General features: G+C 62.1%; 15 protein-coding genes and 1 tRNA gene. 6 read left to right on the forward strand and 10 right to left on the reverse strand.

Annotation, left to right across the window (positions count from 1 at the left end):
* Positions 1–8 precede the first annotated feature (8 nt).
* Entirely contained in the window at positions 9–539 is a 531-nt protein-coding gene (locus tag G6N44_RS04260; RefSeq protein ID WP_163661395.1) for an RDD family protein, read from the forward strand.
* 60 nt (positions 540–599) lie between these two features.
* Here G6N44_RS04260 and G6N44_RS04265 read toward each other — a convergent pair whose 3' ends face one another.
* Positions 600–2,030 (reverse strand): GntP family permease, encoded by a 1,431-nt coding sequence (locus tag G6N44_RS04265; RefSeq protein WP_163661397.1) that lies wholly within the window; start codon positions 2,028–2,030, stop codon positions 600–602.
* Complete coding sequence (locus G6N44_RS04270; protein ID WP_163661399.1) at positions 2,027–2,542, reverse strand: gluconokinase; 516 nt, start codon at positions 2,540–2,542, stop codon at positions 2,027–2,029. The genes G6N44_RS04265 and G6N44_RS04270 overlap by 4 nt, the downstream gene beginning before the upstream one ends.
* Before the next feature lie 122 nt (positions 2,543–2,664).
* On the opposite strand from G6N44_RS04270, the gene G6N44_RS04275 reads away from it, so the two are divergent.
* Entirely contained in the window at positions 2,665–3,381 is a 717-nt protein-coding gene (locus G6N44_RS04275; RefSeq protein WP_235682944.1) for a FadR/GntR family transcriptional regulator, read from the forward strand.
* 8 nt (positions 3,382–3,389) lie between these two features.
* Positions 3,390–4,277: an SCO6745 family protein gene (locus tag G6N44_RS04280; protein WP_163661402.1), complete on the forward strand. Its 888-nt coding sequence runs from the start codon at positions 3,390–3,392 to the stop codon at positions 4,275–4,277.
* A gap of 5 nt (positions 4,278–4,282) precedes the next feature.
* Here G6N44_RS04280 and G6N44_RS04285 read toward each other — a convergent pair whose 3' ends face one another.
* The 7 genes from G6N44_RS04285 to G6N44_RS04315 all read right to left on the reverse strand — a co-directional run bounded on the left by G6N44_RS04285 (position 4,283) and on the right by G6N44_RS04315 (position 10,654).
* Positions 4,283–4,609, reverse strand: coding sequence for a YnfA family protein (locus G6N44_RS04285; RefSeq protein ID WP_163669591.1), 327 nt, complete (start codon positions 4,607–4,609; stop codon positions 4,283–4,285).
* A 107-nt stretch (positions 4,610–4,716) separates the two neighbouring features.
* Complete coding sequence (locus tag G6N44_RS04290) at positions 4,717–5,463, reverse strand: ABC transporter ATP-binding protein (protein WP_163661404.1); 747 nt, start codon at positions 5,461–5,463, stop codon at positions 4,717–4,719.
* Positions 5,447–6,301 carry an ABC transporter ATP-binding protein gene (locus G6N44_RS04295; protein WP_163661406.1) on the reverse strand — a complete coding sequence of 285 codons (855 nt, stop codon included), beginning with the start codon at positions 6,299–6,301 and terminating at the stop codon, positions 5,447–5,449. Before G6N44_RS04295 ends, G6N44_RS04290 begins: the two co-directional genes overlap by 17 nt.
* Complete coding sequence (locus tag G6N44_RS04300) at positions 6,298–7,500, reverse strand: branched-chain amino acid ABC transporter permease (RefSeq protein ID WP_163661408.1); 1,203 nt, start codon at positions 7,498–7,500, stop codon at positions 6,298–6,300. The genes G6N44_RS04295 and G6N44_RS04300 overlap by 4 nt, the downstream gene beginning before the upstream one ends.
* Positions 7,497–8,534: a branched-chain amino acid ABC transporter permease gene (locus G6N44_RS04305; protein ID WP_163661410.1), complete on the reverse strand. Its 1,038-nt coding sequence runs from the start codon at positions 8,532–8,534 to the stop codon at positions 7,497–7,499. Before G6N44_RS04305 ends, G6N44_RS04300 begins: the two co-directional genes overlap by 4 nt.
* Before the next feature lie 84 nt (positions 8,535–8,618).
* Positions 8,619–9,830, reverse strand: a complete 1,212-nt coding sequence (locus G6N44_RS04310; protein WP_163661413.1) for a branched-chain amino acid ABC transporter substrate-binding protein — start codon at positions 9,828–9,830, stop codon at positions 8,619–8,621.
* A 197-nt stretch (positions 9,831–10,027) separates the two neighbouring features.
* Positions 10,028–10,654 carry a two-component system response regulator PdtaR gene (locus G6N44_RS04315; protein ID WP_163661415.1) on the reverse strand — a complete coding sequence of 209 codons (627 nt, stop codon included), beginning with the start codon at positions 10,652–10,654 and terminating at the stop codon, positions 10,028–10,030.
* 83 nt (positions 10,655–10,737) lie between these two features.
* Here G6N44_RS04315 and G6N44_RS04320 point away from each other — a divergent pair.
* Positions 10,738–10,811: transfer RNA gene (locus G6N44_RS04320), tRNA-Leu, on the forward strand.
* A 27-nt stretch (positions 10,812–10,838) separates the two neighbouring features.
* On the opposite strand, the gene G6N44_RS04325 is transcribed toward G6N44_RS04320, so the two are convergent.
* Complete coding sequence (locus G6N44_RS04325) at positions 10,839–11,969, reverse strand: site-specific integrase (protein WP_163661417.1); 1,131 nt, start codon at positions 11,967–11,969, stop codon at positions 10,839–10,841.
* A 265-nt stretch (positions 11,970–12,234) separates the two neighbouring features.
* Between G6N44_RS04325 and G6N44_RS29815 the strand changes: the two genes are divergently transcribed.
* Positions 12,235–12,381, forward strand: coding sequence for a helix-turn-helix domain-containing protein (locus G6N44_RS29815; RefSeq protein WP_407666174.1), 147 nt, complete (start codon positions 12,235–12,237; stop codon positions 12,379–12,381).
* A gap of 2 nt (positions 12,382–12,383) precedes the next feature.
* Positions 12,384–14,612 (forward strand): phage/plasmid primase, P4 family, encoded by a 2,229-nt coding sequence (locus G6N44_RS04335; protein WP_163661421.1) that lies wholly within the window; start codon positions 12,384–12,386, stop codon positions 14,610–14,612.
* The last annotated feature ends 85 nt before the right edge of the window (positions 14,613–14,697 follow it).

Consider the following 14,697-nt stretch of genomic DNA (forward strand, 5'->3'; position numbering starts at 1 on the left):
TTGACGGCATGAGCACCGGTGACTATCAATCGGAATTCGGTCAGCACGGACAACCCGGCGGCTACCCACCGCCCTATGGCGGGCAGGTACCGGGTGGGTATCCCCCGCCCTACGGCACGCAGGCACCGGGCGGTCTGGGTCGGCGTTGGTTCGCCAGGGTGATCGACGGCATCCTCGTCGGGATCGTGGCGTTCTTCCTGGGCTTCTTCACAGACTCGCTGTCGAACTACTGGGTGACCGGCCTGTTCACTGGGCTGCTGATGTTCGTCTACTACGTGGCCTTCGAGGTGGGGATGGGCGCGACGCCCGGCAAGAAGATGCTCGGGCTCGCCGTGCATGGTCCGGGCAACGCGCCGAAGCCGACGGCCGCTCAGTCGGCGATTCGCAATGCCTTCACGCTGCTTACGATCATCCCGTTCGTGGGCGGGTTCCTTGCCGTTGTCGCGATGATCATCATTGCGGTGACCATCAGCGGCAGCCCCACCAAGCAGGGCAAGCATGACGAACTCGCCGGTGGAACACAGGTAACCCGGGGCTGAAAACCGTTGCGTGAGGTGCCTGTTCGCCCAGGCACCTCACGTCGGGCTCGGTTCACCGGCTCAGATCACCAGTCCCAGCAGGAGAACGAAAACCAGGCCGGTCACCGACAGCACGGTCTCCATCAACGACCAGGATTTGATGGTCTGCCCCACCGTCATTCCGAAGTATTCCTTCACGAGCCAGAATCCGGCGTCATTCACGTGTGAGAAGAACAACGAGCCGGCACCGACGGCGAGCACCACCAGGGACACTTCCCCGGTACTCATTCCCTCGACCAGGCCGAGCATCAGCGACGAGGCGGTAATCGTGGCCACGGTCGCCGACCCGGTGGCTAACCGGATCAACACGGCCAGCACCCAGGCCAGCAGTACCACCGACAGGTTGGCGCCCTTGGCCCATTCGGCGAGCAGGGTGCCGATCCCGGTGTCGACCAGAACCTGTTTGAATCCGCCACCGGCCGCGACGATCAGGATGATGCCTGCCACCGGCGGAAGCGATGACTCGATGCATGTGACGATCTGGTCGCGGGTCATCTTGGCACCGCCACCGAGAGTGAACATTCCGACCACCACCGCGATCAGCAACGCCATCAGAGGCTGACCGAGGATGTCGAACGTCTGCCGCAGCAGGTGGGACTTGTCGTCGACGAAGATGTCGACGAGCGCCTTGCCCATCATCAGCGCCACCGGCAACAGAACGCTGAACATGGTGACGGTGAAGGTCGGTCGCGCCTTCGTCACGGTCGTCGTAGCCGCACCGGCCGCTCCTGCCGCTCCGACCGTGGCGTCCGCCGCGTCGAACCGGTCCGGAACCTCCAGGACCACCCAGCGACCGGCCAGTTTGCCGAACAACGGACCTGCCACCACGATCGTCGGGATTGCCACCAGCACGCCCAACGCCAGCGTGACGCCGAGATCGGCGTTGAGCAGGGAGATCGCCGCGACCGGTCCCGGGTGGGGCGGTACGAATCCGTGCATGGCCGACAGGCCTGCCAGAGCCGGGATGCCGACGGTGATCAGCGACAGTTGCGAACGTCGGGCCACCAGGTAGATCACCGGCATCAACAGCACCAGGCCGATCTCGAAGAACATCGGCAGGCCGATGATCGCGCCCACCAACGCCATTGCCCACGGCAGCGCCCTCGGTGACGCATGCCCGACGATGGTGTCCACGATCTCGTCGGCTCCCCCGGAGTCTGCCAACAGCTTGGCGAACATCGCGCCGAGCGCGATCAGTATCCCGACGCTGGCAGCGGTGGACCCGAAGCCGCTGGAGAATGAGGCGAGCACGTCGCTGATGTTCTCGCCCGCAGCCATGCCCACGGTCAGTGCACCGAAGATCAGGGCCAGGAACGGATGCAGCTTGACGATCGTGATCAGTACGACGATCAGGGCAATGCCGGCCAGTGCGGCCAGGACCAACTGCGCGCCGCCCGCCACGGGCTCGACCAGGTCCGTCCCGGCCGCGAGATGAGTGAGGGCCGAGGTCATCGGTTCTCCTGTTCCGTTGTCTCCGTGTCGCATTGGGCCATGTATTCGTCGACTATGGCGTCGATGCTCTGATCCACATCGATGGCGACACCGGCTTCATCGGGTCCGAGCGGTTCCAGCGTCGCGAATTGGGAGTCCAGCAGCGCAGCCGGCATGAAATGCCCCGGTCGGCTGGCCTGGCGCCGGCGGATCACCTCGGGTGAACCGCTCAGATACAGAAACGCGACGTCGGGGCAGTGTCGCCGCAATTGGTCGCGGTATTTGTGTTTCAGTGCCGAGCAACTCATCACGCCGCCGTCGTGGTGCTTGGCGAGCCACTCTCCGATCGACTCCAGCCACGGATACCGGTCCTCGTCGTCGAGGGCGTGTCCCGCAGACATCTTGGCGATGTTGGCGGCGGGGTGAAAATCGTCGGCGTCGGCGAACGGCACCCGTATCCGCTGTGCCAGCGCGGCGCCGATCGTCGACTTTCCCGATCCCGATACGCCCATGACCACGACTGGTGAACCCATACTCCGCCTCACGATATGTGTCTGCCGTCACAAATCATGACTTAAAGATCATACGTTTGCAAGAGTTGCGCGTTTAGATCGGTTCTTATATTGCATTGTCCGCAATATGACACGATGTAACCGTGTCCTCACCATCAAACGTCGGCGCGTTGCATGACAACGTGTTGACCGCGCTCGGTACCGGCATCGCCTCCGGTGAACTGGCGGCCGGTCAGGTGCTGACCCTGGACCGGCTCAGCGCCGAGCACGAGGTGTCCCGCAGCGTGGCACGTGAGGTGATCCGGGTGTTGGAGTCGATGGGCATGGTGGAGTCGCGACGCCGGGTCGGGATCACGGTGCAGCCGTCACACAAGTGGAATGTGTTCGACCCCAGACTGATTCGCTGGCGCCTGCATGCCGGGGACCGCGCGGCGCTCCTTGCCTCACTGTCGGAGCTGCGCCGAGGTTTCGAACCGGCTGCCGCGGCACTCGCCGCACGGCGAGCCGACCCCGATCAATGCCGGATCCTGGCCGCCGCCGTCTCCGACATGGTGGTGCACGGACGATCCGGCAACCTCGACGCATACCTGCTGGCGGACAAGGTTTTCCATCAAACACTGCTGGAGGCCAGCGGCAACGAGATGTTCCGCGCGCTCAACGACGTGGTGGCCGAGGTCCTCGCCGGGCGTACCGAGCACGGCTTGATGCCGGACTCACCGAACCCGGCGGCCATCGAGTTACACGACCAGGTGGCCCGGGCGATCCGGTTGCGCGACGAGGACGCCGCCGAACGGGCGATGCGGGCCATCATCGACGAGGCCGCGACCGCGGTGATCGTCGGTGGCGGCCCCGATGCTTAACTTGCCGCATGGCTCGCATTCCCGCGGTGGCACGGCGTTTCTTCGATCGACTGGAGCCCGTGCACGCCGTCACCTACTTCGCCGCGGAACCACGCGCGGCGCTCGACTCCCTGGGCTATCCCGGCTTCTGGATGAGCTACTTCGCCGCCCGCTCGGCTCCGCTGGGCATCGTGCCGCCAGAGGTCGTGACGGCCGCGTTCTACAACTTCACCGCCGAGCAGGTCGCCAAGGCGCTGCCGGCCGCCTGGGACATAGCAAGTCCGGCAACGCTTCTGCAGATGCGATCGGAAACGGCCGTCGCGGCGCTGCGCCGGTCCGGGGTGGCCGACTCCGAGTCCACTCGCCTGGCCGCAGAGCTGACCGCGAAAGCGGCTCGCACCGCACCGCTGGACGGGCGGCCGCTCTACGCCGCCAACCGAGCCCTGCCGTGGCCCGAGGAACCGATCGCGAAACTCTGGCACGCGGTCACTTTGTTGCGAGAGCAACGCGGCGACTCCCACATCGCCGTGTTGATGGCCGAGGGCATCGGCGGCCGAGAGAGCAACGTGCTGCACGCCGCGGCCGGTCGCGTGCCGCGCGAGATGATCATGCGTAGCCGCGACTACGACGACGAGCAGTGGGAGCATTACGTCGAACGACTGCGTTCCCGGGGCTGGCTGGATGCCCGGGGCGAGCTCACCGACACCGGGCGCGACATCAAGCAGACCATCGAGGACCGCACCGACGAATTGTCCCTGGCGGCGTTGGACGCGTTGACCGACGACGAGATCACCACCCTGTTCGCGGTGCTGACCCCGATCACCCGGCAGGTCGTGGCCGCCGGTGATATCCCGGCCGCCACTCCGATGGGCCTGCGCCGCGACGATCTCGACGACGACAGTGCCCGCTTGGGCTGAGGAGCTCAGCGCGGCGCGTACATGATCAGCCCGACGCCGGCGAGCGCGACGAGGGCGCCGGTGACGTCCCACCGGTCGGGCCGGAAACCGTCGGCGGCCATCCCCCACAACAACGACCCGGCGATGAACACCCCGCCGTAGGCGGCCAGGACCCGGCCGAAGTGGGCGTCGGGCTGAAACGCCGCGACGAATCCGTAGGCGCCGAGCGCGATCACCCCGGCACCCATCCACATCCAGCCGCGGTGCTCGCGCACGCCCTGCCACACCAGCCAGGCTCCGCCGATCTCCAGCACCGCGGCGAGGATGAACAGCGCGATCGATTTACCTACCATCACCACCCCAGCGTGCCGTGAACGTGCACAAATGTCGGCTTTAGCGCGGCGTGTCGTCGGCAGACACGTTCACTCTCGCGGTGCCAAAGGGGGCCAGGGGCAGGTGGTCAGGCGACTCCGAGGTAGGCGGCACGAATGCTGTCGTCCGCCAACAACTCCCGCGCATCACCGCTTCGGGTGACATTCCCGGTCTCCAGGATGTAGGCCCGGTCCGAGCGGCTCAGCGCCTGTTGGGCGTTCTGCTCCACCAGCAACACGGTGGTGCCCTGGGAGTTGATCTCGGAGATGATCTTGAAGATCTGCGAGATCACCATCGGCGCCAACCCCATGGACGGTTCGTCGAGCAGCAACACCCGGGGTCGCGACATCAGCGCGCGGCCGATGGCCAACATCTGCTGCTCCCCGCCGGAGAGGGTGCCGCCCAACTGGGAGCGTCGCTCGGCCAGCCTTGGGAACGTCGTGAACACCCAGTCCAGCCGCTCGTCATGCTCACCGCGGGACGGGAATTTGCGTCCGTAGCAGCCCATCTCCAGGTTCTCCACCACCGTCATGCCGGGAAAGACCCCGCGCCCCTCGGGGGCCTGGATGAGCCCGTCGATGACGCGCTGGTGGGCTTTCACGCGCGAGAGGTCGCGACCCTCGAACCACACCGAGCCCGAGGTCAGCGGACGCAGGCCCGAGATCGCCCGCATCATCGTGGTCTTGCCGGCCCCGTTGGAGCCCAGCAGTGTGACCAACTCCCCCTCGTGCACCACGAGCGAGACCCCGTGCAACGCCTTGATGCGGCCGTAGTGCACCACCGCGTCGCGCACCTCCAGCAGCACCGGGCGACTGGTCTCAGCCGAGTTCGTCATCGGGCACCCCCAGATACGCGGCGATGACCTTCGGGTCCTCGCGGATTTCGTGTGGCAATCCGTCGGCGATCTTGCGGCCGAATTCCAGCACCACGATGCGGTCGGTCACGCCCATGACCAGGCGCATGTCGTGTTCGATCAACAGCACGGTGTAGCCGTCGTCGCGGATCTTTCGGATCAACTCGATCAGCGCGGACTTCTCGGCCGGGTTGAACCCGGCGGCCGGTTCATCCAGACACAGCAACTTGGGCTCGGTGGCCAGTGCGCGGGCGATCTCCAGGCGCCGCTGGTCCCCGTAGGGAAGGTTCTTGGCCTTCTCCTCGCCGCGGTGGGCGATTCCGACGAAATGCAGGAGTGCAGCCGCTCTTTCGATCGCCGACCGTTCCTCGCGCCGGTGCCGTGGCGAGCGCACCAGGGCCCCCGGCACCGAGGTCTTGTGCCGGGCATCGGTTCCCACCATCACGTTCTCCAGCGCGGTCATCTCACCGAAGAGCCGGATGTTCTGGAAGGTGCGGGCAATGCCGCGTCGGGTGATCTGGTGACGTTTGGTCCGGCCCAGCGGGGCGCCGTCGAAGACCACCGACCCCGAGCTGGGTCGGTACACCCCGGTGATCGCGTTGAAGCAGGTGGTCTTGCCCGCACCGTTGGGGCCGATCAGACCGAGGATCTCCCCGCGGCGGATGTCGAAACTGACCGAGTCCAGCGCCACCAGGCCGCCGAACTTCACCGTGAGTTCCTTTGTTTCCAACAGGATCTCACCCTCGGCCGCCTGGATGTCACGGTGTACCCCGGCCAGCTCCTCGACGCTCTCGGTGACACCGGGCATGGGCTCGCTCATCGCACCGGCTCCTTGTCGATCGCGCCGCGCAACAACGCTCGGGCCGATTTGGCGTAGGTCAACAGGTGCTGGCGCACCGGGAAGAGCCCCTGCGGCCGGAAGATCATCAACACCACCAGCGCCAGACCGAAGAACAGGTACTTCAGGTCACCGAGGTTGATCCCGAGGAACTCGACCCCCAGCAGCCGGTTGGGCAGATACACCACGATGAAGGCGCCGAAGATCACGCCGAGCTTGTTGCCCTGCCCGCCGAGCACCACCGCGCAAAGGAACAGCATCGAGTTGATGATGTTGAACGTCGGCGGCGCGACGTACTGCACCTGGCCGGCGTAGAGCGCGCCGGAAAGCCCACCGATCGCGGCGCCGATCACGAAGGCCCACAGCTTGAACCGGAAGGTGTTGACGCCCATCACCTCCGCGGCGTCCTCGTCCTCGCGGACAGCAACCCAGGCACGCCCGACCCGGCTGCGCTCCAGGTTCCCGACCAACAGCAGGATTCCGACCATCAGAATCAGGCCGAGCCAGAACCACCACGTGCCATAGTTGGCGTCACCGACCGAGTTGCCGCTGGAGAACACGCCGTTGGGCAGCTTCTCGCTCTCCCCGACCCGCGGATACGCGACCTGATTGAGCCCACGCGAGCCGTTGGTGACGTCGGAAAGATTGTCGGCCAGCAGTCGGATGATCTCACCGAAACCGAGGGTGACGATGGCCAGATAGTCGCCGCGCAATCGCAGCGTCGGGGTTCCCAGGATCAACCCGGCGAGCGCGGTAACGGCCATGGCCAACGGCACACAGGACAGCCAGGCCCAGTCCTTGCTGAAGAAACCGTTCGGGCCCACCTGATTCCACGGGCTGTCAGGGCTGGTCAACAGGGCGACGGTATAGGCGCCGACGGCGTAGAAGCCGACATAGCCGAGGTCGAGGAGGCCGGCCTGACCGACGACGACGTTGAGCCCGATCGCGATGATGCCGACCATCGCGAACTGGGCCATGGTGCCGCCGAAACTGATGCCCGGGGTGTCGAGGAAGCTCGGGGTGAACAACGGCAGCAGCGCCAGCAACCCGAAACCCGCCACGCCGACAACCCATTTGGCTGCCCGCGGCAAGGTGGACCATGATTCGCGCAGGGCATCGCCGGGGGCCAGCAGTGTCTTGGTCACCGAACCGGCGGATTGTGGACCGTGCGACTCGCTCATACCCGTGCCTTCCCGAGGCTTTCACCGAGTATTCCGGTCGGCCGGAACAACAGGACCAGCACCAGCAGGACGAACGCCACGACGTCACGCCATTGCGTTCCGAACACCGCCTGCCCGTAGTTCTCCATGACGCCCAGCAGCAGACCGCCCAGCAGGGCTCCACGGAGATTACCGATCCCGCCGAGCACCGCCGCCGAGAACGCCTTGATGCCCAGGAGGAATCCGCCCGAGTAGATGATGCCCTGAGGCACCTTCAGCGTGTAGAGCAGTGCCGCCGCCCCGGCCAGCAGACCACCGATGAGGAAGGTCCGCATGATGATGCGTTCGCGGGACACGCCCATCAGCGTGGCGGTGGTCGGATCCTGCGCCACGGCACGGATCCCGCGGCCGAACTTCGTGCGGTTGATCGCGATGTCGGTCAGGAGCGCCAGGACCAACGCCGCACCCACGACCACCAACGTCACGTTCGACACCGTCGCGCCGAAAATCGTGAACTGCACTTTCGGCTGGACCAGGACGATGGGTTGTTGCGCGTTGCTTCCGCCGTAGCCCTTCATCAGCTTCGGCAACACGAAGTGCACGAACTCCTGCAGTACGAAAGACATGCCGATGGCCGTGATGAGGAAGGTGAGCGCGCGGGCATTGCGTTTTCGCAGCGGTCGATAGGCGACGAGTTCCAGACCTACCGCCGCGGACCCCGAGACCAGCACGGCGAACAACAAGGCGATGCCGAGATACAGCACGGTCAACCCGACGCCCTTGTTATAGGCGTTACCGCTCGCGGTGAAACCGAGAATGACATCCAGGCAGAAGTACGCGCCGAACATCCCCAGCATGAAGATCTCGGAGTGGGCGAAGTTGATCAGGCGCAGCACGCCGAAGACCAGCGTGTAGCCCACCGCCACCAACGCATAGATCGCACCCCAGGACAGACCGTCGATCGTCAACTGCCAGAACCCGTCTCGCAGGCCATCCAGGTTGAAACTGATGTTGGCTGCCAGGCAGGCGGACTGCTCGACGCACTGGTGAATCATCCGGTGGCGGCTCCTAACTGAAGTGATATGAAGCGAAACGCGTCCGAGTTCCGGTTACGGTCTCGGACGCGTTTCGTCTGGCGGTTACTTGACTTCGTACATCCAGATCAAATTGGTGGTCAGCTCACCCTTGTCGCTCCACTGGTACTTGCGTGCCACACCTTGGCCCTCGTAGGTGCGGACGTAGTCCAGCAGCGCCGGTCGGGTGATGGCGCCGGAGTCGATGCCCTTGAGCAGGATGGTGCCCAGGTCATAGCCCTCGGTGCTGTAGGTGCCGGGCGCCTGCCCGAACTTCTGCGTGTACTCATCGGCGAACGCCCCGGTGGCCGGGCCACACGGGCAGGACAGCAGCGCGCCCTTCGAGGATTCGCCGGCCTGATCGACGAACTGCTGGTCCTTGGTGCCGTCGGCGCTGACGAAGGTTGCCGCCACACCACCGTCCTTGAGTTGCTGGACGAACGGTGCGGCCTCGGAGTAATAGCCGCTGTAGAACACCGAATCCGGGGCAGCATTCTTGATCTGGGTGACAGCGGCCGAGAACTCTTTGTCACCCTTCTTCACCGAGATGTTGCACGACGAATCAGCAACCGGGCCAAGGGTTTCACGCACAGCTTGGGCCAGGCCGAGACCGTAGTCGGTGCTGTCGTCGACAACGCACACCTTCTTGTTGCCGAGGGTGTTCTTGAGGTAGTTGGCCACCGAGGGGCCCTGCACGCCGTCATTGGCCAGGCCGCGGAAGAACGTCCGCCACCCGTTCTCGCTCAACGTGACGTTGGTGGCCGACGCGGTGGCGGCGACCAGTCCGGCCTGGTTGAACACGTCACCGGTGGCCTTGGTCTCGCCGGAGAACGCGGGCCCGATCAGGCCGATGATGAACGCCTCGTCGACGATCTGCGGCGCCACGCCGGTGGCCTTCTGCGGATCACCCTCGGTGTCGAAGCTCTTGAGTTGCACCTGGCAGCCGGCGTTGGCGGCGTTGTGCTTGTCGATCGCCAGCTGCACACCGTTCTTGATGTTGATGCCCAGGGCGGCATCCGGACCGTTGAGGGCACCCATCATGCCGATCATCACCGGCGGGCAGGTGGCCTTCCCGTCGCCGGCGGGATCGGCCGGGGTGACGCCTTCGGCGGCCTTGACCTCGGCACCGTTCTCGTCGATCTGGACCTTCTCGACGATCATCAAATCGGTCTGCGATGCCCCGTCTTCCGGCGAGGACTGGTTGCAGCCGGCAATCGCCAGGGCAACCACACCCGCACTTCCGAGAGCAAATGCTTTCCGTGCCACGCGACCGCGCACGCTTCACCTCCGGGTCAGAGTTGTCAGCGGCACCGGCGCACTGACCTGACAAGGGGCCAGGCGCCGGAGCTTCGGGTAGAACATAGCCAACCACCGGCCCGAGTGCGGGATGTTGAGCGAGGCTCCTTGGGCGTGTGCTGGCTGAACGCGGAATTTCGGCCCGGCAGAAACCCACAATTAACAACCGGGCCGGTCGGTCAGTTCTCTGGAGTGGGCGCTTCCTCGGTTTCTTCCAACGTTTCCAGCACCACCTCGGCCACCCGTTTCATCGTGGTCCGGCGGTCCATCGCGGCCCGCTGAATCCACTTGAATGCCTCGGGCTCGGTCATCTGATGTTTGCTCTGCAGCAAACCCTTGGCCCGCTCAACAAGCTTGCGGGTCTCCAGTCGGTCCCCCAACGTCGCCACTTCGTTCTCCAACGCGGCGACCTCACCGAACCGGCTGACCGCCACCTCGATGGCGGGAACCAGGTCGGTGATGCTGAAGGGCTTGACGAGGTAGGCCATCGCCCCGGCATCGCGGGCACGCTCGACCAACTCACGCTGGCTGAAGGCGGTCAAGATCACGATCGGGGCAATGCGCTTACTGGCGATCTCCGAGGCCGCGTCGATACCGTCGCGCCGGGGCATCTTCACGTCCATGATCACCAGGTCCGGACGCAGGGCCTCGGCGAGTTCAACGGCCTCCTGCCCATCACCGGCCTCGCCGACGACCTCGTAGCCCTCTTCACGGAGCATCTCGGCGAGGTCGAGGCGGATGAGCGCCTCATCCTCGGCGATGAGCACACGGCGGGGGCTGTCAGCGTCGTTCGGTGACCCGGTCATGGGGAACATTGTGTCGTGGAGGCCGCCGTTCGGCGACCGCGGGGCCATCCTCTAAGGTGATAGGCCGCAGTACCGATCGGGACGCCCTCGTATCCCAACTGGCAGAGGAAACGGATTCAAAACCCGTACAGTGTGAGTTCGAATCTCACCGAGGGCACTTTTTCGCTGCGCTTATCAACGCAGGTCAGACAGATTTCAGAGCAGTCGATTTCGGTTTCTGGGCACCGTCTGGGCACATTTTGGGCACAAGTGCATCCAACCGATCCGCAACCGCGTTCAGGTCGTCGTCAAACAGGTCGGCATAGGTGTCCAGCGTCATTGCCGCGCTCGCGTGTCCAAGCATCCGCTGAACCACCAAAACGTTCGCCCCGGCGCTGATGGCCAATGACGCCGCTGTGTGGCGCAGATCGTGCGCTGTGATGCGCGGAAAAGTGGAATCTGCGGCCTGACAACGCGCAACCGCGCCAGACAGCCACGATTTGTTTCCCGCTGGCGGGCCTAAGTAGTCACCGCTGGCAGACGGCCAAATCAGATTCTCGCGTTCTTTACCCTCACACGTTTTTGCAATCGCTTCGGCAGCAAACAGCGACAGCGGAACCACGCGGTTGTGGCCGGTCTTGAGTGAACCGACGTGCGTCGTGGCACCGATACGAACCGCGTTCTCGTGCAACGTGATTCGACGCCGTAAGAAATCCACGTCAGACACGCGCAACGCTGCGGCTTCGCCCCACCGCAGGCCGACCGTACCCAGTAGCAACACCAGCGAGCGATACCTACCGCTCTCGTCTGCCAATGCAAAAAGCTGCTCGCGAGTCAGATACACATTTGGCTTTTTCGTGCGTTTGGGCAATCTCACGCCACGCGCCGGATTGCTTGGAATCGAACGATCCCTTACGGCGTCGTCCAAAATGCGTGCGAGCACTGAGTAAACGTTCGCAATCATAGAAGCCGAAAGTTTCGTAGACAGCGACGTAATCCACGCTTGTACTTCGGAATATTTCACGTCGGAAATCTTCACGTCTGCCCAACGCGGTTCGACGTGGTTACGCCAACAGCTTTCATACGAACGAAAACCGGACGGTTTCATGTGTCCTTTTTGGCGTTCCAGCCACCCCGGTCCAAGTGAGCCAATCGTGACTTTTCCCAGCGACGGTGCGATGTACTCCCCCGTCATCTTTTTCACTTCTACCGACGCCGCAAAAGCGTTCGCGTCTCGCTTGGTTGTAAAACCTCGCTTCTTGGTTTGTTTGTTTTCTGGCGTGCGATACCGAACCATGTAGGTTCCGGTTTTCTCGTCTTTGCTGACGGTAGCCATATTTTTCCCGATTCTTTTTAGTTGAGCTGAAACTTTTCGTTGTCGGTGAGCCGCTGACCTGCGACTTAGCTCTAGTCTACACGTTCGGTGTGACGCCGCTTGACCAATCACAGAAATCCCGGCAGGATTGCTAGAACAACGGAGAACCGGGACGCGCTCGGCGGCGTACGGCAAATATGGACTGAAAACTTTCACACTTCGGGAAAGAACTATGTCTGTACTGCCAGAACTTTTGACGCCGGAAGAAACCGCCGACTGGCTCGGAATGTCCGTCGATTCGCTTTCGCAAAATCGCTATCTGCGAAACGAGCACAGTATCCCTCACGTAAAAATAGGGGGACGTGTGCGTTATCTCAAAGACGACTTGATCGAGTACGTCAAGAAAAACCGTCGCGTCAGCAACGGGGCGTAAACGTGGCTCTGTATCCCGAGCATCTAAAGATGCTCGCGCACTCTGGCATTTCGTCAGAGTTCGCCAATCAACGCGGCTACGAAACCATCGTTAACAGCCAACTTCTAAAACCGTTGGGATTCAACCAAGCCCAACAAAAACTAGGGCAAGGTCTCCTAATACCGCTTCTGCGTGCCGATGGCACCGTGTCGGGTTACCAATTTCGACCCGACACCCCGCGTCAACATCAGAACGGCAAAGACAGAAAGTACGAAACGCCATCGCGTCAGCGCAACGTTCTGGACGTACCTCCCGGCGTAGGCGGTTGGCTGGACGATCCCAGTTTTGATTTGTGGATTACCGAGGGAACGAAAAAAGCCGATTGCGGGGCAATCCACGGTTTGTGCATCGTGGCGTTGTCCGGCGTCTGGAACTGGTGCGGTACCAACGACTTTGGCGGAAAAACCGTGCTGGCTGACTTCCATGACATTGCCCTAAACGGCCGACGTGTGGTCCTGGCGTTCGACGGTGACGCAGCGAGAAACCCTGACGTGTTTCAAGCAATGTGCAGTCTTGCGGATTGGCTCAAAACAAAAGATGCCCGCGTCGAGTATTTGCACTTGCCTGACAACGGTGATTCCAAAGTTGGGTTGGATGACTACCTCGCCGAACACTCGCTTAGCGACCTATTGAAATTGGTAAAGAACCATCCGCCGGTCGCTGACGGGGGAAAACATGTTGCCGATGAACACAGATTCAAAGACGCTTACATAGGGCAGGAAATCGCAGATACCTACCTAAAACGCGAATACATCTACACCGGTTCGTTCGGATGGATGAAATTCGACAGCAGACGATGGACGCCGATAAGCCAACCGGTCGTTGAGGACGTTGTTCGTCGTGCGGTTATCGACATGCTCGAAAAAGCATCGAACAAAAATCTCGGCGTCCATGTGTTGAAACCACTCGCCGCGCTTCTGTCAGCTAGCCGCATTGCCGCAATTTTGCGAATCATCAAGGGATACCTTGCAACTGACGCCGAAGATTTCGACGCGCACCCACATTTACTAAATGTAAAAAACGGCGTGGTGGATCTTCGTAATGGAAACTTGAGGCCGCACGATCCAAACCTGAAACTCACAAAAGTCACGATGGTTGATTACGTCAAAGATGCCATACACGAAGACTGGAATGCTGCCCTTACTGCATTACCCGAAGACGTGACGCACTGGCTGCAAATGAGATTCGGTCAGGGCATAACTGGCCATCCGGTTCCCGATGATAAATTGGTGATTCTGAAAGGCTCTGGCGAGAACGGAAAGACAACTGTTGTTGACGGCGTGCGGTTCGCACTTGGAAGTGACTACGCCGTGACGCTGCCGGATCGTGTTTTGTTAGCACGCAACGGAGACCACCCAACAGAAATGATGGTTCTGCGTGGTGCACGCTTGGCGTTCATGGAGGAATTTCCAGAGTTGGGACATTTGAACGTTAAGCGTTTGAAAGACTTGCACGGAGTTGGGCAGATTTCGGCGCGATACTGTGGAAAAGATACGGTGTTCTGGGAACCAAGTCACACAATCTTTGTGACAACGAACTATCTGCCGAGAGTTGACGAATCCGACCACGGAACGTGGCGACGTTTAGCACTAGTGCCGTTTCCCTACAAATATGTAAAGCCAAACAAGCCGATTACAAACGAGAACATGGAAAGAACTGGCGATCCTGACTTGCGTACTCGCCTACGGAACGGTCGTAACGGTCAGCATGAAGCCGTACTTTCTTGGCTAGTCGCGGGGGCGGTTCAGTGGTACAGAGGAGAACAGACTATGCCTGACGAACCACAATCGGTGATTACAGCTACGCGTAAATGGCGTGCCAGCGCTGATCTGTTATTGCGATTCTTCGACGACAAGATAGTTTTCGATCCCGAAGCGCACGTGATAAGTACCGAACTATACGCGGTTTTTGCAGACTGGTTGAAGTCACACGGTCACGTTCCTTGGGGTGACCAAAATTTCAGTGCGCGGCTGAGTCAACATAGTGAGATTTCGCTACGTGGTGTTGAAAAGAAACAGATCAGAAAAAACCAAAATCTCTCTAGAAACGGCTACGCCTTCGCTTCGACGGAGCCTGTTCCGGCCCGCTACACCGCGTGGGCAGGGATTCGGTTTCGTCGTGCCGACGACAGGGGTCAGGACGAGCCTGACCAGCACAAATGGAAAGTGGTGAGGGGTGGCAAGGGGCTCTAGTGAGGTGCCTCGCGATATAGCTCTCGTACAAACCTCCCAACTACCCCTTGCCGCCCCTTGCCACAAGACTTATAAGACCAACGGA

It is taken from the genome of Mycolicibacterium alvei, assembly GCF_010727325.1.
Taxonomy (GTDB): Bacteria; Actinomycetota; Actinomycetes; order Mycobacteriales; family Mycobacteriaceae; genus Mycobacterium; species Mycobacterium alvei.

Excerpts from the sequence above, each read along its gene's own strand:
- G6N44_RS04260 (WP_163661395.1), top strand. The coding sequence starts at position 9 with ATGAGCACCGGTGACTATCAATCGGAATTCGGTCAGCACGGACAACCC.
- G6N44_RS04265 (WP_163661397.1), bottom strand. The coding sequence starts at position 2,030 with ATGACCTCGGCCCTCACTCATCTCGCGGCCGGGACGGACCTGGTCGAG.
- G6N44_RS04270 (WP_163661399.1), bottom strand. The coding sequence starts at position 2,542 with ATGGGTTCACCAGTCGTGGTCATGGGCGTATCGGGATCGGGAAAGTCG.
- G6N44_RS04280 (WP_163661402.1), top strand. The coding sequence starts at position 3,390 with ATGGCTCGCATTCCCGCGGTGGCACGGCGTTTCTTCGATCGACTGGAG.
- G6N44_RS04285 (WP_163669591.1), bottom strand. The coding sequence starts at position 4,609 with ATGGTAGGTAAATCGATCGCGCTGTTCATCCTCGCCGCGGTGCTGGAG.
- G6N44_RS04290 (WP_163661404.1), bottom strand. The coding sequence starts at position 5,463 with ATGACGAACTCGGCTGAGACCAGTCGCCCGGTGCTGCTGGAGGTGCGC.
- G6N44_RS04295 (WP_163661406.1), bottom strand. The coding sequence starts at position 6,301 with ATGAGCGAGCCCATGCCCGGTGTCACCGAGAGCGTCGAGGAGCTGGCC.
- G6N44_RS04300 (WP_163661408.1), bottom strand. The coding sequence starts at position 7,500 with ATGAGCGAGTCGCACGGTCCACAATCCGCCGGTTCGGTGACCAAGACA.
- G6N44_RS04305 (WP_163661410.1), bottom strand. The coding sequence starts at position 8,534 with ATGATTCACCAGTGCGTCGAGCAGTCCGCCTGCCTGGCAGCCAACATC.
- G6N44_RS04315 (WP_163661415.1), bottom strand. The coding sequence starts at position 10,654 with ATGACCGGGTCACCGAACGACGCTGACAGCCCCCGCCGTGTGCTCATC.
- G6N44_RS04325 (WP_163661417.1), bottom strand. The coding sequence starts at position 11,969 with ATGGCTACCGTCAGCAAAGACGAGAAAACCGGAACCTACATGGTTCGG.
- G6N44_RS29815 (WP_407666174.1), top strand. The coding sequence starts at position 12,235 with ATGTCCGTCGATTCGCTTTCGCAAAATCGCTATCTGCGAAACGAGCAC.